At 40.3% G+C, this 26,886-nt stretch carries 30 protein-coding genes; 8 read left to right on the top strand and 22 right to left on the bottom strand.

Annotated elements, in window-relative coordinates; genetic code table 11:
* Positions 1–3 precede the first annotated feature (3 nt).
* The 3 genes from parE to B1K71_RS09995 form a co-directional block, all read right to left on the bottom strand.
* On the bottom strand, positions 4–1,956 hold the full coding sequence (gene parE, locus B1K71_RS10005) for a DNA topoisomerase IV subunit B (protein ID WP_077326478.1): 1,953 nt from the start codon (positions 1,954–1,956) through the stop codon (positions 4–6).
* 258 nt (positions 1,957–2,214) lie between these two features.
* Positions 2,215–3,741 (bottom strand): ABC transporter permease/substrate-binding protein, encoded by a 1,527-nt coding sequence (locus tag B1K71_RS10000; protein ID WP_077326476.1) that lies wholly within the window; start codon positions 3,739–3,741, stop codon positions 2,215–2,217.
* Positions 3,741–4,796 (bottom strand): ABC transporter ATP-binding protein, encoded by a 1,056-nt coding sequence (locus B1K71_RS09995; protein WP_077326474.1) that lies wholly within the window; start codon positions 4,794–4,796, stop codon positions 3,741–3,743. The genes B1K71_RS10000 and B1K71_RS09995 overlap by 1 nt, the downstream gene beginning before the upstream one ends.
* 169 nt (positions 4,797–4,965) lie before the next feature.
* On the opposite strand from B1K71_RS09995, the gene plsY reads away from it, so the two are divergent.
* From plsY to B1K71_RS09975, 4 genes are all read left to right on the top strand, one after another.
* Positions 4,966–5,547: a glycerol-3-phosphate 1-O-acyltransferase PlsY gene (gene plsY, locus B1K71_RS09990; protein ID WP_077326471.1), complete on the top strand. Its 582-nt coding sequence runs from the start codon at positions 4,966–4,968 to the stop codon at positions 5,545–5,547.
* Between the two features lie 78 nt (positions 5,548–5,625).
* Positions 5,626–6,558, top strand: coding sequence for a GTP cyclohydrolase FolE2 (gene folE2 / locus B1K71_RS09985; RefSeq protein ID WP_077326469.1), 933 nt, complete (start codon positions 5,626–5,628; stop codon positions 6,556–6,558).
* 17 nt (positions 6,559–6,575) lie between these two features.
* A complete protein-coding gene (gene yidD / locus B1K71_RS09980) occupies positions 6,576–6,803 on the top strand; it encodes a membrane protein insertion efficiency factor YidD (RefSeq protein ID WP_077326467.1) in 228 nt (75 codons plus the stop codon).
* Positions 6,804–6,829: 26 nt separating this feature from the next.
* The gene (locus B1K71_RS09975; RefSeq protein ID WP_077326465.1) at positions 6,830–7,117 is read left to right on the top strand and encodes a HesB/YadR/YfhF family protein; all 288 of its coding nucleotides are present in this window, start codon (positions 6,830–6,832) and stop codon (positions 7,115–7,117) included.
* Positions 7,118–7,144: 27 nt separating this feature from the next.
* Here the strand turns inward: B1K71_RS09975 and B1K71_RS09970 are convergent, their stop codons facing one another.
* From B1K71_RS09970 to B1K71_RS09940, 7 genes are all read right to left on the bottom strand, one after another.
* On the bottom strand, positions 7,145–7,444 hold the full coding sequence (locus B1K71_RS09970) for a hypothetical protein (protein WP_077326463.1): 300 nt from the start codon (positions 7,442–7,444) through the stop codon (positions 7,145–7,147).
* Positions 7,444–7,869, bottom strand: coding sequence for an acyl-CoA thioesterase (locus tag B1K71_RS09965; RefSeq protein ID WP_139343322.1), 426 nt, complete (start codon positions 7,867–7,869; stop codon positions 7,444–7,446). Before B1K71_RS09965 ends, B1K71_RS09970 begins: the two co-directional genes overlap by 1 nt.
* A gap of 116 nt (positions 7,870–7,985) precedes the next feature.
* Positions 7,986–8,204 (bottom strand): small acid-soluble spore protein Tlp, encoded by a 219-nt coding sequence (gene tlp, locus B1K71_RS09960; RefSeq protein ID WP_077326459.1) that lies wholly within the window; start codon positions 8,202–8,204, stop codon positions 7,986–7,988.
* Between the two features lie 165 nt (positions 8,205–8,369).
* The gene (locus B1K71_RS09955; protein ID WP_342742124.1) at positions 8,370–8,507 is read right to left on the bottom strand and encodes an FbpB family small basic protein; all 138 of its coding nucleotides are present in this window, start codon (positions 8,505–8,507) and stop codon (positions 8,370–8,372) included.
* Positions 8,508–8,567: 60 nt separating this feature from the next.
* Positions 8,568–9,146 (bottom strand): redoxin domain-containing protein, encoded by a 579-nt coding sequence (locus B1K71_RS09950; protein WP_077326456.1) that lies wholly within the window; start codon positions 9,144–9,146, stop codon positions 8,568–8,570.
* A gap of 147 nt (positions 9,147–9,293) precedes the next feature.
* Complete coding sequence (gene acnA / locus B1K71_RS09945) at positions 9,294–11,987, bottom strand: aconitate hydratase AcnA (RefSeq protein WP_077326454.1); 2,694 nt, start codon at positions 11,985–11,987, stop codon at positions 9,294–9,296.
* 203 nt (positions 11,988–12,190) lie between these two features.
* Entirely contained in the window at positions 12,191–13,315 is a 1,125-nt protein-coding gene (locus B1K71_RS09940) for an ATP-binding protein (RefSeq protein WP_077326452.1), read from the bottom strand.
* Between the two features lie 285 nt (positions 13,316–13,600).
* Here B1K71_RS09940 and B1K71_RS09935 point away from each other — a divergent pair, with 285 nt between their 5' ends.
* Positions 13,601–14,029: a DUF2621 family protein gene (locus tag B1K71_RS09935; RefSeq protein ID WP_077326450.1), complete on the top strand. Its 429-nt coding sequence runs from the start codon at positions 13,601–13,603 to the stop codon at positions 14,027–14,029.
* Positions 14,030–14,158: 129 nt separating this feature from the next.
* On the opposite strand, the gene B1K71_RS09930 is transcribed toward B1K71_RS09935, so the two are convergent.
* From B1K71_RS09930 to B1K71_RS09895, 8 genes are all read right to left on the bottom strand, one after another.
* Positions 14,159–14,626, bottom strand: a complete 468-nt coding sequence (locus B1K71_RS09930) for a CcdC family protein (protein WP_077326448.1) — start codon at positions 14,624–14,626, stop codon at positions 14,159–14,161.
* 32 nt (positions 14,627–14,658) lie between these two features.
* Positions 14,659–15,084, bottom strand: a complete 426-nt coding sequence (locus B1K71_RS09925; protein WP_077326446.1) for a Na(+)/H(+) antiporter subunit B — start codon at positions 15,082–15,084, stop codon at positions 14,659–14,661.
* 67 nt (positions 15,085–15,151) lie between these two features.
* The gene (locus B1K71_RS09920; RefSeq protein WP_077326444.1) at positions 15,152–15,859 is read right to left on the bottom strand and encodes a cytochrome c biogenesis CcdA family protein; all 708 of its coding nucleotides are present in this window, start codon (positions 15,857–15,859) and stop codon (positions 15,152–15,154) included.
* Positions 15,860–16,020: 161 nt separating this feature from the next.
* Positions 16,021–16,242 (bottom strand): YneF family protein, encoded by a 222-nt coding sequence (locus B1K71_RS09915; protein ID WP_077326442.1) that lies wholly within the window; start codon positions 16,240–16,242, stop codon positions 16,021–16,023.
* A 45-nt stretch (positions 16,243–16,287) separates the two neighbouring features.
* Entirely contained in the window at positions 16,288–16,746 is a 459-nt protein-coding gene (sirA, locus tag B1K71_RS09910; RefSeq protein ID WP_175631887.1) for a sporulation inhibitor of replication protein SirA, read from the bottom strand.
* Between the two features lie 244 nt (positions 16,747–16,990).
* Positions 16,991–18,994 carry a transketolase gene (tkt, locus tag B1K71_RS09905; RefSeq protein ID WP_077326437.1) on the bottom strand — a complete coding sequence of 668 codons (2,004 nt, stop codon included), beginning with the start codon at positions 18,992–18,994 and terminating at the stop codon, positions 16,991–16,993.
* Positions 18,995–19,085: 91 nt separating this feature from the next.
* The gene (locus tag B1K71_RS09900) at positions 19,086–19,319 is read right to left on the bottom strand and encodes a DUF896 domain-containing protein (protein WP_077326435.1); all 234 of its coding nucleotides are present in this window, start codon (positions 19,317–19,319) and stop codon (positions 19,086–19,088) included.
* An 89-nt stretch (positions 19,320–19,408) separates the two neighbouring features.
* A complete protein-coding gene (locus B1K71_RS09895; protein ID WP_077326432.1) occupies positions 19,409–20,047 on the bottom strand; it encodes a YneB family resolvase-like protein in 639 nt (212 codons plus the stop codon).
* A 281-nt stretch (positions 20,048–20,328) separates the two neighbouring features.
* On the opposite strand from B1K71_RS09895, the gene lexA reads away from it, so the two are divergent.
* A complete protein-coding gene (gene lexA, locus B1K71_RS09890; protein ID WP_077326430.1) occupies positions 20,329–20,952 on the top strand; it encodes a transcriptional repressor LexA in 624 nt (207 codons plus the stop codon).
* Positions 20,953–21,015: 63 nt separating this feature from the next.
* Here lexA and B1K71_RS09885 read toward each other — a convergent pair whose 3' ends face one another.
* Entirely contained in the window at positions 21,016–22,260 is a 1,245-nt protein-coding gene (locus tag B1K71_RS09885) for a YeeE/YedE family protein (RefSeq protein ID WP_077326428.1), read from the bottom strand.
* A gap of 174 nt (positions 22,261–22,434) precedes the next feature.
* On the bottom strand, positions 22,435–23,184 hold the full coding sequence (locus tag B1K71_RS09880; protein WP_077326425.1) for an alpha/beta fold hydrolase: 750 nt from the start codon (positions 23,182–23,184) through the stop codon (positions 22,435–22,437).
* A gap of 249 nt (positions 23,185–23,433) precedes the next feature.
* On the opposite strand from B1K71_RS09880, the gene B1K71_RS09875 reads away from it, so the two are divergent.
* Positions 23,434–24,015 carry an RQC-minor-1 family DNA-binding protein gene (locus tag B1K71_RS09875; protein ID WP_077326423.1) on the top strand — a complete coding sequence of 194 codons (582 nt, stop codon included), beginning with the start codon at positions 23,434–23,436 and terminating at the stop codon, positions 24,013–24,015.
* A gap of 95 nt (positions 24,016–24,110) precedes the next feature.
* The gene (locus tag B1K71_RS09870; protein ID WP_077326421.1) at positions 24,111–24,671 is read left to right on the top strand and encodes a hypothetical protein; all 561 of its coding nucleotides are present in this window, start codon (positions 24,111–24,113) and stop codon (positions 24,669–24,671) included.
* A 235-nt stretch (positions 24,672–24,906) separates the two neighbouring features.
* On the opposite strand, the gene B1K71_RS20155 is transcribed toward B1K71_RS09870, so the two are convergent.
* Positions 24,907–25,173 carry an MBL fold metallo-hydrolase gene (locus tag B1K71_RS20155; RefSeq protein WP_245799232.1) on the bottom strand — a complete coding sequence of 89 codons (267 nt, stop codon included), beginning with the start codon at positions 25,171–25,173 and terminating at the stop codon, positions 24,907–24,909.
* A gap of 159 nt (positions 25,174–25,332) precedes the next feature.
* A complete protein-coding gene (gene ahpF / locus B1K71_RS09860) occupies positions 25,333–26,880 on the bottom strand; it encodes an alkyl hydroperoxide reductase subunit F (protein ID WP_077326419.1) in 1,548 nt (515 codons plus the stop codon).
* Positions 26,881–26,886 lie beyond the last annotated feature (6 nt).

Genomic DNA, 26,886 nt, shown 5'->3' with positions numbered 1-26,886 from the left:
CTATTACGTATGGATTTTATCATTCTCAAGGATATTGGCATTTTCCTCCATACCAAATTGAACATGACCTTCAATCCATTTTCTTCTGGGTTCCACTTTGTCGCCCATTAATGTTGTCACACGTCTTTCGGCCCTTGCCAGGTCTTCAATGGTAACTCTTATTAATGTTCTGGTTTCAGGATTCATCGTTGTTTCCCACAACTGATCCGCATTCATTTCCCCAAGACCTTTGTATCGTTGAATCATATAGCCATTTTTGAATTCTTTGATGGTTTTTTTCATCTCATCATCATCCCAGGCGTATACGACTTTTTCATTTTTCCCTTTGCCTTTTGAAATTTTATACAATGGCGGCAATGCGATATAGATTTTACCCTGTTCCACAAGTGTACGCATATACCGGTAGAAAAACGTAAGCAATAAAACCTGAATATGCGCTCCATCAGTATCCGCATCTGTCATGATAATAATTTTGTCGTATTGGACATCTTCCAGATCAAAATCTCCGCCGACACCGGCACCAACCGTATTAATGATGGTTGAGATTTCCTCATTTTTGAAGATATCCTGCAGTTTTGCTTTTTCCGTGTTGATTACTTTACCCCGAAGTGGCAAAACTGCCTGAAAACGACGGTCTCTTCCCTGTTTTGCAGAACCCCCTGCAGAATCACCCTCGACCAAATACAACTCGTTTTTCTTTGGATTACGCGATTGTGCTGGTGTTAGTTTCCCGCTAAGCAGTGTATCTTTTCGCTTCTTCTTTTTACCGGACCTTGCATCTTCACGTGCTTTTCTGGCGGCTTCACGTGCTTCCTTTGCTTTCATTGCCTTTTTGACAAGCAACCCGGACACATCGGGATTCTCCTGCAGAAAATATGACAGTTTTTCAGATACCACCGCATCCACTACAGAGCGTGCCTCGGTTGTTCCAAGTTTCCCTTTTGTCTGCCCCTCGAATTGCAGCAGTTCTTCCGGAATACGTACTGAAACAATTGCCGTTAGACCTTCGCGAATATCCGTTCCTTCCAGGTTTTTATCCTTTTCCTTTAAAATCGATGTTTTCCTTGCATAATCATTAAATGTTCTGGTGATAGCCGTTCTGGCACCCGACTCGTGTGTCCCACCATCTTTCGTACGGACATGGTTCACAAAGGAAAGCATGCTTTCCGCAAATCCATCGTTGAACTGAAATGCAAAATCCACCTCGATTCCCTGTTGTTCGCCTTCAAAGGATACAACAGGATGAAGCGTGTCCTTTTCTTCATTTAAATATGCAACAAAAGATTCCAAACCATCATTAAACTGGTATTCTTCCTTTACATCATTCCGCTCATCCACCAGTTCAATCTTTAGACCTTTCAGTAAAAAAGCAGACTCCCGCAATCTTTCGGAAAGTGTTTCAAAATTATAAACCTTTGCTGAAAAGATTTCAGGATCTGGTTTAAAGTGAATAATCGTCCCTTTTTTTCGTGATGTTCCAACGTTTTCCAGCGTGCCTGATGGAATTCCTCCATTTTCGAAACGCTGAATGTATTTGTTTCCATCCCGGAAGGTCGTTACCTCCATCCACTCGGAAAGTGCATTTACAACGGATGCACCAACTCCATGTAATCCGCCGCTTGTTTTATAGCCGCCTTGGCCAAATTTACCTCCGGCATGCAAAATTGTAAAAATGACTTCTATCGTTGGTTTTCCTGTACTATGCATTCCGGTCGGGATTCCTCTTCCGATGTCCGTAACGGAAATACTGTTATCCTGATGAATGGTTACTTTTATATAGTTGCCATATCCGGCAAGGGCTTCATCAACTGCGTTATCAACGATTTCGAACACAAGATGATGCAGTCCCCGCTGGTCAGTGCTGCCGATATACATTCCCGGTCGTTTTCGAACTGCTTCCAGTCCCTCAAGCACCTGAATTGAATCATCTGAATACTGCAGTGATTTATTGACCATTCAATCATTGACCCCTTTCGATATGTATCTCTGCTGATTATTTTATAATAGAACAAATGTTTGATAATGTAAATATGCTAACAAAACATTGATATTAGTATACTATAAATAATTTCCTTTTGTATAGTTTCCGATGGTGAAACCGCCCGATCCATACTGTTTTGATGCGTGTAAAGTTTTAATGCTTTACAGAAGAAGAATGACCTTTACGGCCATTCTCCAAATACTGATATGACTACGCTTATGCCTTCAATCCGCTTACTTTTCGAGCAGTCCCTGTTCAACAAGGAAGTTTCGTGCAACTGTTTCGGGTGATTTCCGTTTGGAATCAACTTGATAATTCATTTGGCGCATTTGTTGATCGTTAATTTTACCGCCAAGCTGGTTTAGAATATCACGGAGTTCCGGATATTTTTGCAACGTTTCCTGACGCAACAACGGGGCACCCTGGTAAGGAGGGAACAAATTTTTCGGATCATCTAATGTAACGAGATTAAGTTTAATCATATATCCATCTGTTGCATATGCATCGATGACATCTACTTCTCCTTTTGATAATGCTTCCTGGCGAATTCCCGGTTCCATTGTTTTGACGGTTGAGATGTCGAGATTATACACTTCTTGCATTCCAACATAACCATCATACCGGTCTTTAAACTCTAATGTAAATCCAGCTGTTAGTTGATCTTCGACTTTATTCAAATCGCCTATTGTTTTCAGATGATGTTTTTCAGCAAATTCCTTTGTTGTTGCAACGGCATACGTATTGTTATACTGCATTGGTTTTAGCATAACCATTCCATATTTTTCTTTCATCCCTTTTTTAGCCTGCATATACACTTCTTTCTTTTTATTGCTTTCCGCTTCCTGCTCCAGATGAGTCACAATGGCCGTACCGGTAAATTCGGGATAAATGTCAATACTGCCATTTTTTAATGCACTGAAAACAAAAGCTGTTTTGCCGAGACCCGGCTTTAATTTTACGTTCAAATCTGTCTCCTCTTCAATAAGCAATTTGTACATATTAATAAGAATAGCTGGTTCCGAACCAAGTTTTCCGCCAATCGTCAAATCAGTCTTATTTCCACCTGTAAAAGCAAACGGTGAAACGACAATCAGAATTGCTGCAAGCATCATGGCAATAAATGATTTAATCCCGGCACGCCTCGATATATGTTCAAATCCGCGCAAGATATAATCAAGTGCGATAGCCAGTAACGCTGCGGGAACGGCACCAAGTATAATCAGGTTTATATCGGCACCACGGTCAATCCCAAGAAGAATCAGTTCCCCAAGGCCACCCGCCCCGATCAATGCGGCTATCGTAGTCGTACCAACAATGAGTACCATTGATGTCCGTATACCAGCCATAATGACAGGTAATGCAATCGGCAGTTCAACTTTGGTCAGACGCCGGAATGAATTCATTCCCATGCCGGTAGCTGCTTCTTTTAAGGCAGGATTTACTTCATTTACTCCGGTATATGTATTTCGCAATATAGGTAAAAGACCATATAATGTTAATGCAATAATTGCAGGTGTCGTTCCAATTCCAAAAAACGGAATCAGAAACGCCAATACGGCCAAACTCGGTATAGTTTGCATAATAGCCGAAAGCCCGATAATCGGTTCTGCCACCCGTTTATACCTGGTGAGCACCAGTCCAAGGGGAACAGCTATGATGATTGCGATAATCAACGAGATAAGTGATATTTGCAGATGCTCCCAAATGGTTTCAAGGAGTATATCCTGCCTTTTCTGAAAGACATCAATGAATTCCTTCATTACTGAATCACCCCATTATCCAACCTCGTTTTACTCCTCAGGAAACTGACAACATCTTTATACGTCAGAATCCCGGCTAATTTGTTACCCTTTAAAACCGGAAAAATTTCCTGTTCGCTCTTCTGTATTATTTCGGTTGCTTTAAACAGCGCCAAATCGTTTTCCAGGGTTTCAAGTGAACGTCTTGTACCATTTTCCAGTGCACCGACATAGTTTCCGTTGTCATCTATCAGCACATATAAACCTTTTGTATTTTCCGTTGCTTTTTGTTCAGCAATCACACGTTCCCCTGACTGGTCTGATATGACATCAATAGCTGTCTGCCAAGGGGATTTTCTTTCACCTATGAAGTCCCGCACGAAATCTGTTTTTGGATGCAGAATCAGCTGTTGCGGGGAGTCTGTCTGAATAATTTGTCCTTCTCGCATAAGGCATACTTTGTCTCCCAATGCCATAGCTTCATCCATGTCATGCGTTACAAACACAATAGTCTTTTTAATTTTCTTTTGCAGGTCGCGGATATCCGATTGCAGTTGCTCCCTGCTTATTGGATCAAGCGCACTGAAAGGTTCATCCATCAAAATAATATCCGGATCCGCTGCAAGTGCACGGATGACTCCGACACGCTGTTGTTCACCACCGGACAATTCACTGGGCATCCTCCCCTTATATACCGATGGATCCAGTCCAACCATATCTAAAAGTTCCAGACTTCGCTCCTGAATCTTTTTATGCTTCCACTTTTTCATTTCCGGAACCACTGCGATATTCTCCGCAATTGTCATATGTGGAAACAACGCTATTTCCTGTAAAACATATCCGATATTCCAGCGCAATTCATGAATATTGTAGTCGTTGATACTTTTTCCATTTATGTGAATTGCCCCGGTTGTAGGTTCAATTAGCCGATTTATCATTTTCATTGTGGTAGTTTTCCCACAGCCGCTTGGACCAATCAATGTTACAAGTTCTCCTTTTTCAATCGTAAGCGAAAAATCTTTTATCGCTTCTGTACCATCAGGATAAACTTTCTTTATATTCATGAATTCAATCATGCTCTTCGCGTCCTCCTTATGTTATCTGACACTTGGCGTGGATGCACAACATATATATACCCTTTTTATAGACCATCATAACTATCTTTTCAAGATTAAGGTTCTGTGATTGGTGAGTTCATGGTAAAATGAATAAACAGCAAAACTCTTAATGAAGGTAGGAAACGGTATGGAGTATATGATTTTTGCCATTATAGCGTATTTGTTAGGGTCCATCCCTTTCGGAGTCATTGTTGGAAAAGTGGGGTATAATATTGATATCCGCGAACATGGAAGCGGCAACCTCGGTGCCACGAACTCATTCCGTGTGCTTGGAATTAAAGCAGGTACTATCGTTATAGCAGCCGATATTTTAAAAGGCACCATTGCAACCGTACTGCCATTATTCTTTGATGCCGATGTTTACCGGTTGATTATTGGACTGTTTGCTGTATTGGGACATACGTATCCTTTGTTTGCCAGGTTTAAAGGAGGCAAGGCAGTCGCAACATCAGGCGGAATATTATTGGGAATCAATCCAATTTTATTTGTTATCATGATTGCTTCATTTTTACTGACGCTTTATATTTCCAAGTATGTTTCCCTGTCATCCATAATCACAGGCGTAGTTGCCATTATTGTATCCATTCTATTTAAGGATATCGGTCTGATTATTGTCACGGCAGGATTAACCATATTTGTATTTTACAGACACAAAGATAACATTAAACGTATTAAAAACAAAACAGAACCTAAAATAACGTGGATGTAATCTGAAAGCCAAAATATTGAATACTGATTTTTTCTTAAGTATAATTATAAACAGGACGAATAGAAAGGGGTCATAGATATGCATAAAACTGAGACCTTATCCAAAAAACAACTACCTAATAAAGCACAACGCCATAAATTATTCGGTTCTGTTGAGCCGGGTCCAAGAACGAAACCAAGTGAAAAAAGTAAAATGGCTGATCTGCAGAACACCCGAAATGACTTTCTATTTGACCTTGACGCGGTTGGAATTGCTAACGTGAAACATCCGATTACTGTAACCAGCACATTAGCGCCAACAAATCAGACAACTATCGGTACATTTAAGTTTTCCTCAAGTATCGGTAAATTGAGTAAAGGTACAAATATGAGTCGTTTTACAGAACAGCTTCAGGACTATTATAAACAGGGGTTTACAGTTGACATTACAACACTCAAGTCGTTTACAAAAGATTTGGCAGAACGTCTGAAACAGAATGATGCCGAAGTTGAAGTGAGTTTTCCATGGTTTTTTGAACGCCGCGGACCATATGTTCAATTGCCGGGTATGAATCATGCAGATGCTGCCATCACAGTAAACTATGATGTGAATAAAGGCTTTACAATAAGTGCCTCTCTGACGGCACTTATTACAACACTCTGTCCCTGTTCAAAGGAAATTAGTGAATACAGTGCGCATAATCAACGCGGACATGTTTCCATAAAAATTTCACTGGATCAGGATTTTGATGAGAGCACACAAGACTGGAAAGCAATGCTCCTTGAAGCAGCAGAAAGTAACGCGAGTGCCCGAATTCATCCTGTACTAAAGCGTCCGGATGAAAAAATGGTAACAGAACAAGCCTATGAGAATCCGCGTTTTGTCGAAGATGTAGTTCGACTGGTAGCTGCAGATTTGTATGAAATGCCGTTTGTGACAAAATTCAAGGTTGAATGCCGGAATGAAGAGTCCATTCATATGCATGATGCAATTGCATCCGTAACATATGACAAACAGCAAGAGGAAGCTTAAACAAGGGGATTACACGAATGAAATATTTATTTATTGGTTTCATTACGTTTTATCGTAAAGTGATCAGTCCATTAAAACCTCCAACATGCAGATTTTATCCTACATGTTCGGAATACGGACTGGAGGCTTTTAAACGATTTGGGGTCATGAAGGGCGGCTATCTGACCATCAAACGGATCAGCAAGTGTCATCCCTTCCATCCCGGTGGAATCGATTTAGTTCCGGAAAAGGATTCAAAACACTAATAGACAGATTATGTGGGAGTGATTTCTTGAAATTACACATTTCCGGAAACGCAGCGAAATGGTATAAGAGAGAGATGGAGATTGAGGAATCTGCACACGTACGTTTTTTTGTCCGATACGGATTCGGCGGTGCCATACCGGGATTTTCACTTGGTGTGGGTTTCGATGAGCCAGTCAGCATCCATGCATCATGCGAAGCAGAAGGAATTACCTTTTTTATTGAGGAAAAGGATGCCTGGTACTTCGAGGCAAATGACCTGTATGTTCAATTAAATCACAAATTAAATGAACCTGAATTTAAATATAAATCATGAGCCGATTACTTGCGGCTCATGATTTTTTTATAAATTAAATTTGTCAATTTGATCCCATTTTCCTTCATTGGCCAAAATACGTTTTTGCCTGTCACCAAAGAGATCAAAATGCGGATAATTTTCATCCCTATGGATCCATTGCGGCTGAAGATTGTACGCTTTTCCCCAATCCATCAGTTTTTGAAGATCACTGCATCCAACCTTCGTAACCGAGTAGCATCCCGGAAAGCGTTTATCCATCCAATAATGGGTCAGAAATGAAATATTGCCGCTGCTTACTTCATGTTTCCATGTTATTAATTCACTTCTATCGATTCCAAATGCCATCACAATTCTCCGTTAATATTTTTAGTATAGGCTTTGTGCCAATCCGGAAAAGACCTTCGAAGGGAAAGCGGCCGGAAACTGTCCTTTTTGACGATGACATGCTTGGTCGTACCACTGACACAAATTTCATCATCTTCATTGATGACATTGTATGCGTATTCTGTACGAAGCCCATCATATTCCTCAATCCAAGTCTCTACAAAAATGTCTTCCCCGTAATGGACAGGCTTTTTGAATGAAATATTTGCATCCACTACCGGTGCAACAACATTTTGTTTTTCCATACTAGCATAATTTAAGCCAATACTTTCAATAAATTTAGTTCTGCCAATTTCAAACCAAACAAGATAATTCGCATGGTATACTACACCCATCTGATCTGTTTCCTGATATCTGACTTCAATTGGTGTCCGTATCTTACTCAATTCAACTTCCCCCTTACACATAAACTCCATCCCAATTTTACCATAAACAACTTACGAAAAAAGATACTTTGCTCTTAAGAGAAAAACCCCAAACCGCTGGAGGTCTGGGGAATCCTTTACAGATCTGTTTCATCTTTTATTTCCTGTCGCATACCTTTAACAGCATCTTTCCGGCGTTGGTTCTTCTCCCGGATTTGTTCCTTTTCCTGACCGGATGAAAACTCCATTGTTTCCTCTGCTTCTTCCATGTTTTCAAGCGTATCATGAATCATGTTCTGCAGCTTCTCCGCATTATCACTGCGGTCATCCGGTTTTGGTTCATATTTGTCCGGCATCAAAACACATCTCCTTTATCCATTGTATTTCCTCATTATAGTTTGCTGATTGGCTGCTTATTATGTACATTAAAAAGCTGATATTAGCATATATATAGTCAATATATCATCTATGTAATTCTTCCAAAACAAACAATGCCTGTCCGTTAACTGGACAAGCATTGTTTATGTTGCTGACTTTTTATCTGGCAGCTGATGTTTTCTTTCAAATAATTCTTCAATCGCATCAATCTGCGATCGATCTTTTAAAATTTGCTTTCTGTTTTCCTGTACCAACTCATCAAATGTCAGACGTTTTTTCAAAGAAATAGTAATCCACTCCTTTTTAGCAATAGTATTACCATTTCTCTCCAACATTATAATCTACTTGATTTTCTTTAGCATATCTAACATAAAATCGTACGTCATCGGCCCGCGTTTAGATTCCATAACTTCACCATCCGGTCCAATAAAATATGTTGTTGGGACAACTGTTACGTCATACATTTCCTGCACCTTAGACTTTTTGTCCAGTGGAATCGGATACGTATAGCCGAATTTATCGATATAATTGCGAACTTTTCCTACCCCCATCTCGCTGCCTGTCAAGTTGACCGCAATAACTTCCACATCATTTTTATGCTTCTCATGAAATTGTTGCATGTCCGGCATTTCCTTTTTGCACGGACCGCACCATGAAGCCCAGAAATTCAGAAATACTGCCTTTCCGCGTAAATCCGACAGCCGGAATGTCTCACCAGATAATGTTTCAAGTTCAAAATCAGGTGCAGTTTCCCCTGCCTCAACTCCGGTTTGGTCAGGGGCCACGATTCCTGCACCCTGCGAATCGTTTTCATTCTCACCGGAACTGCTTGTCTCATCCGACTTACTATTCATAAAACCGGCAATCATGACACCAGCTAAAATAACTAAAACGAGTATACCGAAAATATTACGTTTCATGGAATAGTCTCCTTAATTCATCATTCTTCTAAATGTATCGTATGGTTAATTTATATATATGTAAAGCATTCCGGATTATTATTCATAAATACGTCAAAAAACCAGCACACCCTGTTTCGATGTGCTGGTTTATCATGATTGTTCCAATTATAATTTGTTACGCAGTACCATTTGCAGAATACCGCCATGGCGATAGTAATCAATTTCAACATCACTGTCGAAACGTGCGATTACATGGAATTCTGTTTTATTACCGTCTTCATCAACAGCAGTAACTTTTACCCGGTCATGCGGTTTAACATTTTCGTCAATTTCCACATCAAATGATTCTTTTCCGGTTATGCCCAATTTTTCGGCACTGTCACCATCTTCAAACTGCAACGGAAGTACACCCATCATAACAAGGTTTGAACGATGAATCCGTTCAAAGCTTTCAGCAATGACAGTTTTAATACCAAGTAAAATAGTACCTTTGGCAGCCCAGTCACGGGATGATCCCATTCCATAATCTTTTCCGCCAATAACAAGCAATCCAGTACCATCTTCCTGATATTTCATCGCAGCATCATAGATCGGCATGATCTCTTCAGTCGGCCAATACGTTGTATAACCGCCCTCTTTACCTTGTGCGAGCAAGTTGCGGATTCGGATATTGGCAAACGTACCACGCATCATAACTTCATGATTTCCGCGGCGGGAACCATATGAGTTAAAGTTTCGCGGTGATACACCTTTATCCTGCAAATATTGTCCCGCTGGCATATCTTTGGCAATTGCACCGGCTGGTGAGATGTGGTCCGTTGTTACCGAATCGCCAAATTTACCAATAACGCGCAAATCATTCAATGGATTAACTTTTCCGGCTTCTTTTGATAACCCTTCGAAAAATGGAGGGTTTTGAATGTAAGTTGATTCACTATCCCATTCAAACAGCGGTTCATCTGTTGTCTGGATTTTATTCCATTTTTCATTGGAATCAAATACGCTCTTATATTCTTTACGGAAAATTTCAGGATTTACAGTACTTTCTACTGCTTCCTTAATTTCCGCCATGGATGGCCAGATATCATTCAGATATATTGGTTCACCATCTGCATCGTAACCCAATGCTTCCGTAGACAGATCCACGTCCACTGTACCTGCCAGTGCATATGCCACTACAAGTGGTGGTGAAGCAAGGTAGTTTGCTTTAACCAGCGGATGAATCCGGCCTTCAAAGTTACGGTTACCTGATAATACAGATGACACTGTCAAGTCACTCTTGGAAATGGCTTGCTCAATTTCCTCACGCAATGGACCAGAGTTACCGATACAAGTCGTACAACCATAACCAACCAGGTTAAAGCCAAGGTTATCAAGATATTCCATCAGACCGGAATCTTCCAGGTAACGCGTCACTACTTTAGATCCTGGTGCAAGTGATGTTTTTACATAAGACGGTACTTTCAGGCCTTTTTCAACTGCTTTCTTAGCAAGCAAACCTGCACCCAACATTACATACGGATTGGATGTGTTTGTACATGATGTAATTGCTGCAATTGCAATCGCACCAGTTTTCATAACAGATTTGTCGCCATTCGGATGCTCGACAACTGCCTCTTTATCAAACTCCGATTTATCCATGCCAAGTCCTTGGTTTCCGGATGGAGCAACTACTGCTTTATTGAATTCTTCTTTCATGTCAGACAAAGCAATCAAGTCCTGTGGACGTTTTGGACCGGAAAGGTTTGGTTCCAGTTCAGACAAATTAATTTCCACAAGATCGGTATATTCCGGATCCGGCTGATCTGGTGAATACCAAAGATTGTTTTCTTTACAATACTTTTCAACCAATGCAATCTGCTCTTCGTCACGTCCGGTTAGACGAAGATAGCTCAATGCTTCATCATCAACCGGGAAGAATCCGCATGTCGCACCATATTCCGGTGCCATGTTGGAAATAGTTGCACGGTCAGCAAGCGGCATGTCTTTTAGGCCTGGACCAAAATATTCAACAAACTTTCCTACCACTTTTTTCTCACGCAAAACCTGGGTAACCTTCAAGGCCAAGTCTGTTGCGGTAGTACCCTGTGGAAAGCTTCCTGTAAATTTAACACCGATTACTTCCGGTGCAGGGAAATAAGATGGCTGGCCAAGCATTCCTGCTTCAGCTTCAATACCGCCAACACCCCAGCCAAGTACACCCAGGCCGTTAATCATGGTTGTATGGGAGTCTGTTCCAACCAATGTATCAGGGAACGCATCATAACTTCCATCTTCATTTTCTAATCCATGAACGACATTGGCAATGTACTCCAGGTTTACCTGGTGTACGATACCGGTTGCCGGTGGAACAGCACGATAGTTTTCAAATGCTTTTTGAGCCCAATGCAGAAACTCATAGCGTTCAGCATTACGGTCAAATTCAAGTTCCATATTTGCTTTTAATGCATTTGGGGTACCGTATTGGTCAACCTGTACAGAGTGGTCAATTACCAGGTCAACAGGTACTTCCGGGTTGATTTTATCCGGTTCGCCGCCCATATCAACCATTGCTTTACGCAATGAAGCAAGGTCAACAACTGCAGGAACACCTGTGAAGTCCTGTAAAATAACACGGGATGGCTTAAATGGAACATCCACACCCTGCCCATCATCTGTTCCCCATTTGGACAATCCTTCAATATGTTCATCCTTAATAACATGACCGTCACGCTGACGGACAAGTGATTCCAAAAGGACACGAACAGAGAATGGCAAACGGGAAATTTTACCGAACCCGGCATTTTCCAACGCTTTTAATTCATAATAATTATACGTTTTTCCATTCAATTCAAACTGCTTTTTCGCATCAATTCCCATATAAAATGAAACTCCTCTCTCATCCTTTTTGCCGTAAATTTCACATTTCGACAAACTCTCTACCAATTCATTTTATATGAAAACCCTATATAAAACAAATGATTATCAGGTTTCATCCTATATCAAATAGTTATATAGAGTGATAATTTTTACTTATATATATTGAGTTATTTTAGCATGGATAATTATAATTAAAAAGATTACTAGTCCTCATACGGTAATTGAATCCGAAATGTACTTCCTTTCGACTCATTCCGCAATATTTCAAGTTTACCGTCATGTTTCTCCAAAATTTGATAAATAATCATGATACCAAGTCCTGTGCCATTTTGTTTCGTTGTGAAAAATGGCTCACCAAGCTTATGTATTAATTCTTCTGGAACTCCCACCCCTTGATCAATTACCTCTACTGCCAAATGCTGGTTCCGAACCGAAACATTTATGTGTATTTCCCCCGGATCGTCCATTGCTTCAATTGCATTTTTAACCAAATTTATAAGCACCTGTTTAATCTGGGAACGATCACAATACACGGAAAAATCAATAGGGATACTTCCTATAAGTTCAACGTTTTTTAGGGAAGCTTGCGGTTTCAGAAGTGTAATGACATCCTCTATCATGCTGCTGATCGATTCCACGCGTTTATTATCGGTTAGCGGCTTTGATATGAACAGTAATTCCGAAGTAATGGTTTCCATTTTCTCAATCTCTTCTATCATAATTTTATAATATTCCTCTTTACGATTTACCCCGGCCTGCAGTAATTGCAAAAAACCCTTTAGTGATGTAAGGGGGTTACGGATTTCATGGGCAATCCCGGCGGCGAGCTGTCCGGCCACAGACATTTTTTCTGAACGGACCATCATTTCCTCCGCCTCTTTCTTATCCGTAATATCCTTTAAAATAGAGATATAATAATTTTCTCCCGATTTATCTTTCACGCGTGAAATAACGTGCTCTGTCCAGATATACTTCCCGTTCCGATCACGTATATGAAGATTAAATGACTTTCCGATACCTTCTTTCGCGACATCAAAATTTTTCTTAAGATATTCAACATCTTCTTGTGCAATATTTTCATGCCACTCCGAACCGAGCAACTCAGCAGGTTGATATCCGAGCAATTGTTTCACAGAATTCGAGATAAATACCAACTTTCCCTTAGCTTCCCAAACAGTTACAATATCATTGCTATTCTTATCAATCCACTCCAGCAGTGTTGTTGGCAAGGAAGCTAAACCAGAAAAAAACTCCTCAATTTGCGTACGATGTGAAACCTCAGAGCGTTCCATATTGATGTTATTGTATTTGTTATTTCTGCTTTCCATCGCTTTCCCTCCCTGCTACCACATTTGCACCCTGCACCTTAATTGATGAAGACGAGTCGGATTATGTTAATTGAAAGTCTTGTATGTATCCTGTCGCCCTATTATAATTGTATTAAGCAATAGAAAAAATATGACTAAAATCTACAATTTATTCAAACGTTTATTTTATATAAGCAAGTAATCTTAATTTTACTATAATTATACATAAAAATAAATGATTCTTGTGGAATAATTTGCCTTAAAGTCAATATGCTTTTTTACTTTATACGAATCGAGTGATGAAAGATGTCAATTTTTGTAGACTATTTAATCGTCCTGTGGGGATTTTTGCTGATTACCTTGATGGGGATTGGCGGGTTTTTTATGTTCCGGAAGTTTTTGAAAAAATTGCCAAAAGAAGACGGCAGATCAAAAATGGACTGGGAAGAATATTATATGGAAAAAACAAGGCATATGTGGCGTAAACCCGAAAAGGAATTGCTGGAGGATTTAGTGTCCCCTGTACCGGAATTATTCCGCGACGTTGCAAGGCAAAAAATAGCCAGCAAAATCGGGGAAGTTGCCCTGCAAAAAAAGCGGAAAGTGATTTCACAGGATGTATTAATCGAGGGTTATATTCTTGCTACTCCGAAACGGGACCACAAATTTTTACGTAAAAAATTGGATCAGAAAAATATAGATGTTACACCGTATGAAAGCTTTTTCGATTACTAGAAAAACCGGAACAATGAATTTTACTCCAAAAGACGAACAATGAATTAAAAAATGGAGCGAGTAACCGCTCCACTCATTTCCCAATTGTTCGTCTTCTGAATAACAAGTTTTTGATATGTCCCAGCCTTTTTAGTACTGAAGCTGTTTCTCTAATTTCTTGTATTTGTAAAGCATCGCTAATCGCCAAGTTAAAATCATGCCGAATGCCAGAAGAAAAAACATTCCACTTGTCTCTCCCAATGAAATTGTACCGCCAATCATAAGCTTCATAATAATCCTGATTGCCAGTAATCCGAACAGAATAAATACAAACGATTTGGATGGTATCAGGTAAATATCATTATCCCTGATTTCAAACTTGGATGTTTTAATCAAAAAGACCGAGAAAATAATTCCGACACTGAATGCTTCCAATACCTGATACCAGCCGACCCGAAATTCAGGAAACACAAACATTAGTGCGCCCGTACTCATAAACAATGGCGGCAATATTATTTTTTTAACAGAAGCTGGTTTTTTTGCAGCTTTCAACCGGACAAAAATCATCGTTATTGCCATAAAAGCTGCGACTACTGTACTTGCAATAATCCAAAACATGCCTGATCACTCTTTTCAGCTTACAATAAAATTTACTGATCTTTTGAAATCGACAGTATGATCGTAAGGGTTACACCCAGTACTGTTATGTATACACCCGTGTCAAACAGCATCGCCGTAGCCAATTCAAGTTCGCCAAAAAATGGGATGTGAAAATAGCCGTACGTATGCGATAAGAAAGGAACACTAAAAAAGAAAGACCCGATACCTGTTCCAAGCGCAAGAAGGAGGCCTATCGGAACCAGCAGACGATAATTAATCGGCAATATTTTCTCGATGGTTTCAGAACCATATGATATATATAAAAGCATGATTGCGGATGCTGTTATTAATCCGCCGATAAATCCGCCGCCGGGAGAATTATGTCCAGCCAGAAGCAGGTAAATCGAAAAACCAAGCAGAATAAACACAATAATTGATGTTGTTGTTCGTAAAATCAAATCATTCGATTTGTACATAATAATGCCCCTCTAACAGTTACATTGTTAATTAAAGTGTAATATAATGCCTGCAAAAAATCTACTGTCAGAAGCCTTGAAATCCAATCCATCCAGCAAGAAATGCAGTCAATTTGCCCATCCAATTAAAGAACAGCGCTATCCCCATAAAGATCATCAAATAGCCGCCAACCTTTACAATCCTTGAACTGTTTCGTTTAATCCATCCCAGTTTTCCAAGGAAGAACGACAAAATGAAAAATGGTATGGAAAAGCCAAGGATATAGCTGATCATCATGACCATTCCCAGATCCGGATTTGTAGCTGCAAGTGATATTACAATCACCAAAATCGGCCCCATACAAGGTGTCCAACCAAGTGAAAATGCCAGTCCAATCAGAAAAGATCCCACGAATCCCGCCGGTCTGTTTTTGAAGGTGATCTTCTTATCCTTCATCAAGAACTCGAAATTCAGCAATCCTACAATAACCAAACCAAAGAACACGATAAGAATAGCACCGATTTGCCTGATAATATCCTTATATTGATTAAGGAAATCCGAAAACACGTTTGATGTATACCCCATCACAATGAAAATACAGGAAAAACCGAGCAAAAAGAACAGTGTATGCAGCATGCTTTTCCGGTTAAGCATTTTATTATCCTCTTTCATTTCACTGACACTCATTCCAGTAATATAGGACAGGAAAACAGGATATAATGGCAGCACACAGGGTGAGACAAAAGACAAAAACCCGGCTCCAAAGGCGATAAATATATTTATTTCACCCGACATATTACATCACTCCCACTAACTTCTCTCACCTAGTTTAGCAGATAACAGTAAAAACGAAAGGGATTGATTTTGACAATTAACCAACACTTCACTAAATGAAAACACCCCCTGTTGCCATTTCGAAACAAGGGGCGTGCGCACGTGTATAGTATAAGTGCTGATTATTTGTTTTGTTGGTTATTCATTGCTCGCATCATCTGATTAATTTTCTTCTGCGACGGTTTTTGGCCCATCTGCATCATTAATGTACGAAGCATCTGTTCATTAATTGGAGGGTTTTTCTTTAAATAGTTCATCATATATTTCCGTGCGATGAAAAATCCAAGCGCAACACCGGCAATTAATGCAACGATAGCTATTAGTACAACCCAAATCGTAGCCATAACAATCTTTCCTCCTTCTTGTTGTCCCTCATACAGTATAGTAAATCAAAGATAAGAATACAATACTTGTTCAGTCTTGTCCCTCTTTCTTTGAATTACCGGAGATAACCAGCCGTAATGTTCCGTATTATTGCTCATAATAAATAAGACCGGCTGATATGAACGGAGTGCCGGGAACAGCAATTGTTCCGCATCGTGCAATATCTCACTACGAAAGTTTATATGTTTTTGATGGATATGTAAAGAAATATATTGCATATCTTTCCAAATTTCAATGTTATTCTCCTGCCAAGCCACACGAACACCATCTGAAACATTGTGAGTCAGATGGGCAGTCAGTTCTTTTTTTGGAAATGGATTCGTAATAAATTCAAATTGTTTTCTTAAGTCTTCCCGGTTTTGTTCCATTTGATACGCTTTCAAAAAACGATAAAGGATATGACTTTTGTGGAAAAAATGATGCGCAAATTCCTCTTTGATCCAGTAAATGGCGTATTGATTCAACAAAATCCCTCCTCATTTACCTTCTATTATACGCATTTCATTTTAAAATTTTGTCATAACCCGCAGAAAAAGAACACTAGTTTTGTCAAAAGAGCGAAATTCAAGAATCGACTGTCGGATCGGCAACCCTTTTTGTGAAGACAAATTATGAACTTGAGCCAAAATCAACCAATTTAAGCGAAACCCGTCCGTATCTAAAAAGAATGACCTCCCAAAAGGAAGGCCATCCTGATTACATTATAGCTTAGTCCACATACGATTCGACTTGCTTCACAACATTATCAACGGTAAAGCCGTATTCTTCAATTACTTTGTCTCCCTTAGCGGAAGCACCAAATGTATCAATGCCGATTACTTTACCTTTTTCACCTACATAACGTTCCCAGCCAAATGGTGAAGCCATTTCAATTGCGACACGATTTTTCACGTTCGGTGGAATAACGGAATCTTTATATGCCTGATCCTGCTCGTTGAAACGATCCCAGGATGGCATGCTGATAACACTCACATCGATGCTTTTTTCTTTTAAGGCATTCTTTGCTTTTACGGCCAGCTGCACTTCAGAGCCAGTTGCAAGCAATAATGCATCAGGTGTTTCTTTATCTGATTTGCTTACCACATAAGCACCTTTTTTCACACCATTGTACGCATTTTCTTTTGTGCCTTCCAATGTTGGCAATCCCTGTCTGGTCAATACCAGAGCAGTCGGCTTATCTTCTGACTCAAGCGAGAGTCTCCAGGCTGCCTGAACTTCATTTCCGTCAGCAGGACGAATCAGAGATAGTCCTGGCATCGCCCGAAGTGATGCAAGTTGTTCAATTGGCTCGTGTGTCGGTCCATCTTCTCCCACTGCAATCGAATCGTGTGTAAACACATATGTCACTGGCGCATTCATAATTGCAGAAAGACGGATTGCCGGTCGCATGTAATCACTAAACACGAAGAATGTTCCGGCATATGCCTTTAATCCGCCGTGCAGTGCCATTCCGTTGGTTGCAGCAGCCATTGCGAATTCCCGTACACCGAACCAAATGTTTTTACCAGCGTAATTTTGCAGGGAAAAGTCTTCTTCATTTTTAACCGTCGTCTTGTTGGATCCTGCTAAATCAGCACTACCACCGAAGAAATATGGTACAGCTTTTGAAATTGCATTAAGCACCTCGCCGGAAGTGGCACGAGTCGCTGCAGAATCTTTTCCGGCTTCATAAACAGGCAAATCCGCATTCCAGTTTTCCGGCAGTTCACCTTTAATTGCCAGTTCCAATTCCTTCGCATCATCCGGATATTTTTCTTTGTAAGTGGTAAAAAGTTCGTTCCAATTATCCTCTGCATCGGCTCCATCTTTTCCAATTTTTTCGTTAAAATCAGCATAGACTTCTTCCGGTACATGGAAATCATCATGTGCCCACTTATAATAGTCTTTCGTCAGTTTAACCTCATCTGTTCCAAGCGGCGCACCATGTGATGCCGCAGATGCTGATTTGTTTGGGGAACCATAGCCGATAACTGTTTTAACTTCGATTAATGTAGGCTGTTCGGTATTTTCTTTTGCCTCTTTAATCGCATTACGGATTTCTGTCAGATTATTCCCGTCTTCCACTCGAATAACCTGCCAGCCATATGCTTTAAAACGGCTTTCGGTATCATCAGAAAATGCGCGATCCAAATCTCCATCCAGGGAAATATCGTTGGAGTCATACAGGGCAATCAGTTTACCTAATCCCAGATGACCGGCGAGAGAAGCTGACTCGTGTGAAATACCTTCCATTAAATCACCGTCGCTGATGAGTGCATACGTATGATGGTCAATAATATGAATGTCTTCTTTATTGTAAAGAGATGCGAGATGTGCCTCGGCCATTGCCATCCCTACTGACATCGCAATACCTTGTCCAAGAGGACCAGTTGTAGCTTCCACCCCATCTGTATGATGAACTTCCGGGTGTCCCGGAGTTCTGGAACCCCATTGACGGAAAGATTTTAAATCGTCAATGGTTACATCATAACCGGATAAATGTAATAAGCCATACAGCAGCATGGATCCATGACCTGCGGATAAAACAAAACGATCCCGATTAAACCATTTGGAATTTTTCGGGTTGTGTGTCATGAAATCAGTCCACAACGAATACGCCATTGGAGCTGCACCCATTGGCAGGCCCGGGTGGCCCGAATTAGCATTTTCGATGGCATCAATTGCCAAAGTGCGAATTGTGTTAATCGATAGTTGTTCCATGTTTTGTGACAATGAAATTCCCCTTCCGTTACTAAACTAGTTTATATCCTTTTTCATTTTATAACGAAACCATACCTGTAACAAGTTTTTTTCGAAAAAGCTTTTAATGCTTTTTATTCCGGTCCTGAAGATCCCGAACTTTTTGCGGTGTAACATCATTACCTTCTTTATCCATCACAGTCATTGATTTGAACTGATTTTTAAATGACTTACGGACATTTTTCAGATATTCCTGTCTCAGTTCCTTTTGTTCCGCTTTTTCATCATCTGTCAGTTCTTCTTCCTTTGACTTTTTGGCAAGTTCATTTATACGATTTAACTTTTCTTTTGAGATCATGATAACCCCTCCTGATAGTTGCATACAAAAAAGGCAAGAACCATATCGGTGTTCCTGCCCTTCAATAGTACCTTTTATATGAAGCAGATTCAAGAATTTACAAATTCCTGATACCTGCGATGAACAGTTGCTTTGGAAACGGGATAACCCAAATTATTTATACGCTTCGTGATTTCATTGAATGTCATTTCCTTCTGTCTTAATTGAACAACCTCATCCATTGGAAATGCTATTCGGTCACGGCCGGATGCCTGGTGCCGGTTGGATAAATTTTTTGCCGGATCAAATCCATCCCGAACAGCCCGCTTCATTCCGCGCCTGATCTTTGCATTTTGCAGTTTACGCTGGTATTCTTCCACAATCCCTACAATTTGCAATACCATGGAGTCTGATTCTGAAACCTCTAATTCGCCTCCGTGCAAACTCGTATAAATCGAAACATGCAATTTCTGCAATTGATGGAACAGCGCAATTTTTGTATTTCCTCTGCCCAGTCTTGTCTCATCCTGTATCAGCAAGACATCTGCTTCCCCGCCTGCAAAATAATCCAGCATTGAAAAAATACCATCACGGTCCATCTCATAGCCGCTTTCCCGCTCTTCAATAATCGATATAATAGAAAAATTATTTCTGTCAGCAAGTTTTGTCAGTTCTTCTTTCTGTCGTGCCAGTGATGTTTCCTGTGTCTTCTTATTTGTACTAACCCTGCAATATATGATAGCTCTCAATTGAATATCTCCCTACATTATGCGCTTGTAATCATTGTAAAATATAAAAAAGCTAACGCCAATGCAAAAGCAACTATATAAAATATATCTGTCTTGGAAATCTTTTCAAACATATTTATCAGTCCCTTCCTTTTTGTATTAGAACCTTTGTTCGCCTTCTCTGTATTTATTATATACGAACAAATGATCTTGTCAAGCTTTTTTTCGAACGAATGTTTGCTTTTCTATATATTGAATGATAAACTATCATTAATAAATATTATGCGCGAGGTGTTTAATAGATGAACAAACTTTCCAAAAGGCAGCAGGCAATTCTCGACTATATTAAGGAACAGGTAAAAGAAAAAGGGTATCCGCCATCCGTTCGTGAAATCGCAGTAGCGGTAGGACTTGCTTCAAGTTCCACTGTGCACGGTCATCTTGCCAGACTGGAGAGCAAAGGATTTATTAGAAGAGACCCAACTAAACCAAGGGCAATTGAAGTCCTGGATCTGTCAGAAGATATGAACATACCGAAAGAAGAAGCGGTTTATGCGCCAGTGATTGGTAAAGTTACCGCCGGGCTGCCGATTACTGCTGTCGAAAATATCGAAGAGTTTGTGCCGCTTCCGAGCTCAAGTGCCGGTCCCGACGATAATTTGTTCGTTCTGGTTATCGAGGGTGAGAGTATGATTGAAGCTGGTATCTTAGATGGTGACATGGTTATTGTAAAACAACAAAACACTGCACAGAACGGTGAGATTGTTGTTGCGATGACTGAGGAGGATGAAGCAACAGTTAAACGGTTCTTCAAGGAAACCAATCAAATACGTCTGCAACCGGAAAATGCCACAATGGACCCGCTAATCTATCCAAATGTGACGATACTTGGAAAAGTAATCGGGCTGTACCGGAATATTCATTAATGGATTAAAAACCAAAAAAAGTGATCCCTTTTCCAAATCAGAAAAGGGATCACTTTTTTATCATTAACAAAATGTATCTTTTGGTTTTGGTACAGACATTCCAAACAATGGCCGTAAATAAAGAGCGATGAATGTTCCGGCCAACGCCATAATCATCCAAACCCATCCATGGAGGCTGAAGGAAGCGATGCCGCCAAAATATGCACCGATATTACAGCCAAATGCGATTCGTGAACCGTAGCCCATCAGGATGCCACCAATTACAGCAGCAGAAATCCGTTTAAGACCAAGTTTTTTCAGTGTAAAAATACCACCTGCTGTTGAAGCTAAAAAGGCACCAAGAATGACACCGAAATCCAACACGCTAGTTGAGTGCATTAATACGGATTGATCCAACGAAGCGGCACGTTCACCAGACCAATATACCCACTTGGTGACATCTATGCCGAAGAACATTGCTATTTTAGATCCCCATAATGCAAAAGCCGATGTAACGCCCCATGGGGTCCCTCTGACCAATAATGTCAAAGCGTTAAAAACTGCCAGTAAAATGGCTGCAACCCATAATGGCCAGGAACCACGCGGAATACGAGTCCAGCCTTTCCCGCTTGGAAGCGGCTTTATCGTTGGCGGTGTTCGTTTTTTATCAAAATAATACGCTGCACCAAATATGAGTACAAAAAGCAATAATTGCACGGCCCAGGCGCCGGCGTAACCCAAATCAGTGCTTGTTGCCAGGGAAATTGAAGGAAATGATGGTGTTTCATTCACCCAAAAATTCCAATGCCATGCACCCAGCACAGAACCAATAATAAATGCAATCAATGTTACGAACATCGCGGAACGGCCACCGCCAACTGCATACAATGTTCCTGATGCGCATCCGCCTCCCAACTGCATCCCGATACCGAATATAAATGCCCCTACGACCACGCTTGTTCCTACCGGAGAAACATATCCTGATGGATCGTTTCCAAAAAAACCAAGCCCCATCGACAGAATTGGAGCAAACAGCGTACATGCTACCGCCATCATAATCATATGAGCACGCATTGCTTGACCATTGCCGACAGACAGCAGCCTTCTGAAAGCTGAAGTAAAACCAAACCGGGCATGAAAAAGTGTTAGACCTAACAGGAGACCAACCCACATGGTTATCATATTCTGCAGTCCCGCAGTATTAAAGATGGCATAACTCAAAAGAGCAATAATAATTATTCCTGTCAAGATTAATGTTTTCTGTGGAGATGGAAGTAACGGATGGTTTTGTTTGCTTTCATCTTTCATCACAGTACCTGGTATCGCCATATATATCCCTCATTTCCTATAAAATAACTTGGAATTATTATATACAATAAGATATAGCGAAGTGAAAGTCAATCTATTAAATCGCAGCGGCGTTGGTTTCCCCGTAACAAGTAAAAAATACCTTACCTCTTTTCAGCCGTTAAGAGATAAGGCATTTTTAATGGACTTACCTCATCAATTCAGTTGAATAAAATTTGTGATATAGTCGGAAAGAACTTCAGGATGTGTGAAAGTTACCATATGGTCTACATCAGGAATTCTAATAACTTTAGTGTTTGAATGATTTTCATAGTATTCTGCAACACGCAGATTATCAGCCGAATCTTCCAGGCCAATTAACAGCAACGTTTTAGCAGTTAAATCTCCCAATCTTTCATTTGTCGGCGGTTGTGACCAGACCATTTCATATGTTGGCCATTCAAACATACGAGTCATATGGTGTCGTAACATTTGAACCATCAAATCCTTGTTGGAACTGGACATAACAACATTGTACAACGGGGCACTGAGAGAAATCTCAATCATATGATCGATATCAGGAGCTGCCGCGTTGATCTCCTTGATATAGTCATTAAATTCCTGTGAATACTTAAACCCGTTCAATGCAGGAGCAATCATAATCAAAGTGGATACTCTATCCGGATAATTCAGTGCAAATTCCGCAGCGATTTGACCGCCCATTGAATGGCCGATGAGTGTCACTTCATCGAACCCAAGAAAATCAATAAGTGAGAGCAAATCCTCAACATAATTAAATGGTCCAGCAGGATTCGGTGATTTACCGGCACCATGTAAATCAAACGCAACAACTTGGCAGTGTTTTGCTAATAAAGGTGTGATAAATTTCCAGTTCCGCGTATCGGCCCCTCCAGTAATAAGAACAACCGGATGGCCAGTCCCATGAACCTCATAATACAATTCCATCAACATTCCTCCATCCAAATTTTTAGAATATCAATATATATGCATTGACGATACGTTGTTAGTCATGCTTCGAAGTTAAAAAAACCTCTATCTAACTAAAATTCGACATTTTTATAAAACATCCTCTTTTTATTGTCGCGTTCTTACTGATTCATCTATAATATCAGGCATTACTCTCCTCCACCCATACCATAAAAAATACCATGTTATACTATAATTAACGTACACACACGGAAAGGGTGGTAAATTATGTCACGCAAAGTTAATCGTGTCCGCTTCCAATTGGATACGAAAAATATTAAACGGTTGCCACACTCGGATATCCGGACGATATTGCGTGCGGCGGATCCCATAATCATGACTGGCGGACGAAATTTACTAGCAAAAATATTAAAAGGATCAAGAGAGAAAAAAGTATTGGAATTGAATTTAGATTGCTGCCCGGTATACGGTGCTTTTCGAGACGAACCTCTTGAAACAGTAAAAGCGAAAATCGACTGGATGATCAAACATCATTATCTGGAAACCGAATATGATTATAGGTTACCTCTTCTCGTATTCTCTGAAACAGGTTGGGAAATCGAAAAAGATACCTATTCAGATGAATTGCTGCAGCAACTTAAGGAAATTACGAACCCTGAAAACCATGATTTTAAAGAACATCTGCAACACCGAGATCGTGGCATGATATTATTGCTATTGAACAAAATTGAACAATCAGGTAATCCTTCTTTTATTCCTTCCCTTAGAGAATGGAAAAAAGTTGACTATAAAAAAGTACGGAAAGAAATTGACCGGGTGATTCATTCATTATCGAAGGGGTTATCTTAAGATTACAGCCTGCTTATAACAGATTCACGGATTGAATAGAATTTTCAAGACTGGCTAAGCTACTAGTAAGATTAATATGAAGCGAGGTGCAGCCAGTGAACCAGCACGATTTATATATGAAAATTTTCAACATGAAAGAGGAACTCGGTGGTCTGATCAAAGAACATTGGCAATTATATTCAAATATGGGGACAGGCTATTTCTGGCTTAACCTCGCAACTGTAATTGTTCCATTGATTGCATGGCTGTTCCTTGTCGACCGGAAAAGAGTGTTTGAAATTGCTTTTTTTGGCTTTTTTACGCATGTCCTTTGGTATATGATTGACAGTTTTTTAACGTCCGGTAATTACTTTAACCATCCACACAGCCTATTCTACTTGCTTCCACAGGGAATATCTGTTTCAGCGGTTCTGTTTCCGGTTGTGTTTATGCTGCTGTATCAATATTGTACGAACCATAAGAAGAGCTTCTGGATTTATTCGGTCATCGGCTGTTTTTTATTTGCATACGGATACGGTTTGCTGATGATTTCCATTGACATGGTCCGCCTTCATAAGGGGATGAATCTGCTTTACCTGAGTTTGATTGATGTGGCGGTGGTCTTTATTGCATACGTAATGACACTATTATTCTTAAAATTACGTCAAAAAGGCTAAATATGTTCCATTGTCATTATGACAGTGGAGCTTCCGTGCAGTATCGAGGGCTGTCTCAGGATTATCGATTTGAGGTCCATGCCCTGAATATACCTGCCTAATCTGAAGCATGGATAAATGCTCCAAACTTTCCATAGATCGCTGAATGGATGCAACGCCTTCCCGAAAGATATTTAACCATCCAACATCATTTTTGTGAAAAAGATTTCCACCAATTAATATCTTTTCTTCCGGGTCATACAAAGAAATATGCCAGAGCGTGTGTCCCGGTGTGTATAACTTTTAAGGTTCTGCTGCCTATATTAATTTCATCGTTATTGGATAGTTTCTTATCTACCCGGTACGGTTCTACCGGCTGGTCCAGCCATTCCGCGCTACAGGCCTCGTGATCACATGAATTAATTAAATCAGCCTCCCATTTATGGGCAGCAATCGTCACACCATAATTCTTTTGAAGATGGAAATTACCTCCCACATGGTCACTATGGTAGTGTGTGTTCATTACCAAATTCCTCCGGAGAAACACCCTTGTAAGTTAATCTTGAGCAAGAACAATTGAACGTTCGCTCAATTACATTATACATATTTTTATAATTATCAAAAATGAATTCACAAAAAAATCCCCCATGCTTTTTTAAGCTAATGAGGGATTTGGGGTAATTTAATTCATTACAAAACTGCTGCGTGGATTTCGGATGAGATAATCGAATGCATTTAAGGCTGCATTTGCTCCGGATCCCATGGAAATAATTATCTGCTTGTTTCGATCGTCGGTACAATCCCCTGCTGCATAAACACCTGGTACGTTCGTTGCTCCATCTCTGTCTACAACAATTTCACCAAATTTATTACGTTCAACAGATTCACCAAGCCAATCTGTATTTGGCAGAAGACCTATCTGAACAAATACACCGTCCAGATCAATGTGTTGTTGTTCCTCTGTAGCACGATCCACATAACTTAGTCCGTTTACATTGTCTTTTCCGGTAATTTCTGTTGTTTTTGCATTCGTCAGTACCCTTACATTCGGCAGACTGTGAAGACGATCCTGCAAGACTGAATCTGCTTTCAGCTCTGAACCAAATTCAAGAACTGTTACATGTTTTACAATTCCCGCCAAGTCAATTGCTGCCTCAACACCAGAATTTCCTCCACCGATAACGGCAACGTCTTTTCCTTCAAACAGCGGTCCATCACAATGGGGGCAATATGCTACACCCTTGTTTCTAAATTCATCCTCGCCGGGCACACCAATCTTGCGCCAGCGTGCACCTGTGGAAAGGATAACAGACCTGCTTTTGAGAACTGCACCATTTTCCAATTCAATTTCGACTGAATCCTTCTTCTTCTCCAATCCTTTGGCACGCTGTGAATTCATCACATCAATTTCATAGTCTTTCACATGTTCTTCAAGGTTTGAAGCAAATTTAGGTCCCACGGTATGTTTAACACTGATAAAATTTTCAATTCCGGCGGTGTCATTAACCTGACCGCCCAAACGTTCAGCGACCATTCCTGTACGAATACCTTTACGAGCTGCATAGATTGCAGCACTTGCACTTGCCGGGCCTCCTCCGATAACAAGAACATCAAACGGGTCTTTATTCTCAAATTCTGAAGCGTCTGGTGCACTACCCAACTTTGCAAGTATTTCTTCGACTGTCATCCGGCCGTCACCGAATGCTTCTCCATTAAGGAATACGGAAGGTACAGCCATGACGTTTTCCGCTTCATCTTTAAAAGCAGCACCGTCAATCATCGTATGTGAAATGTTAGGATTTAGAACAGTCATTAAGTTCATTGCCTGTACAACTTCAGGGCATTTTTGACAGCTCAGGCTAACATAGGTTTCAAAATGATACGTACCTTCCAAAGCTTTAATCTGATCAATTACGTTCTGTTCCTCTTTTGGAGCCCTTCCACTAACTTGCAGCAATGCCAATACCAAGGAAGTGAATTCATGTCCAAGCGGAACACCGGCAAATGTTATGCCGGTGTCTTCACCAATACGGTTTACACTAAAGCTTGGCGTTCTCTTCAATTCAGTTTTTTCCACTTTAATATTGGATGACATAGCGGCGAGCTCATCCACCAGCTCCACCATTTCACGGGAAAGTTTATCAGATCCCGCACTTACTTTCAGCAGCACATCGCCCTCCATCAATTGCATATATTGGGCTAATTTTGCTTTTATATCTTGATTTAGCATCTGGAT

Source organism: Virgibacillus siamensis (assembly GCF_900162695.1).
GTDB lineage: Bacteria > Bacillota > Bacilli > Bacillales > Amphibacillaceae > Lentibacillus > Lentibacillus siamensis_A.
The sequence above is the reverse complement of the archived record's forward strand: the minus strand, read 5'-3'. Positions and strand labels throughout refer to the sequence as shown.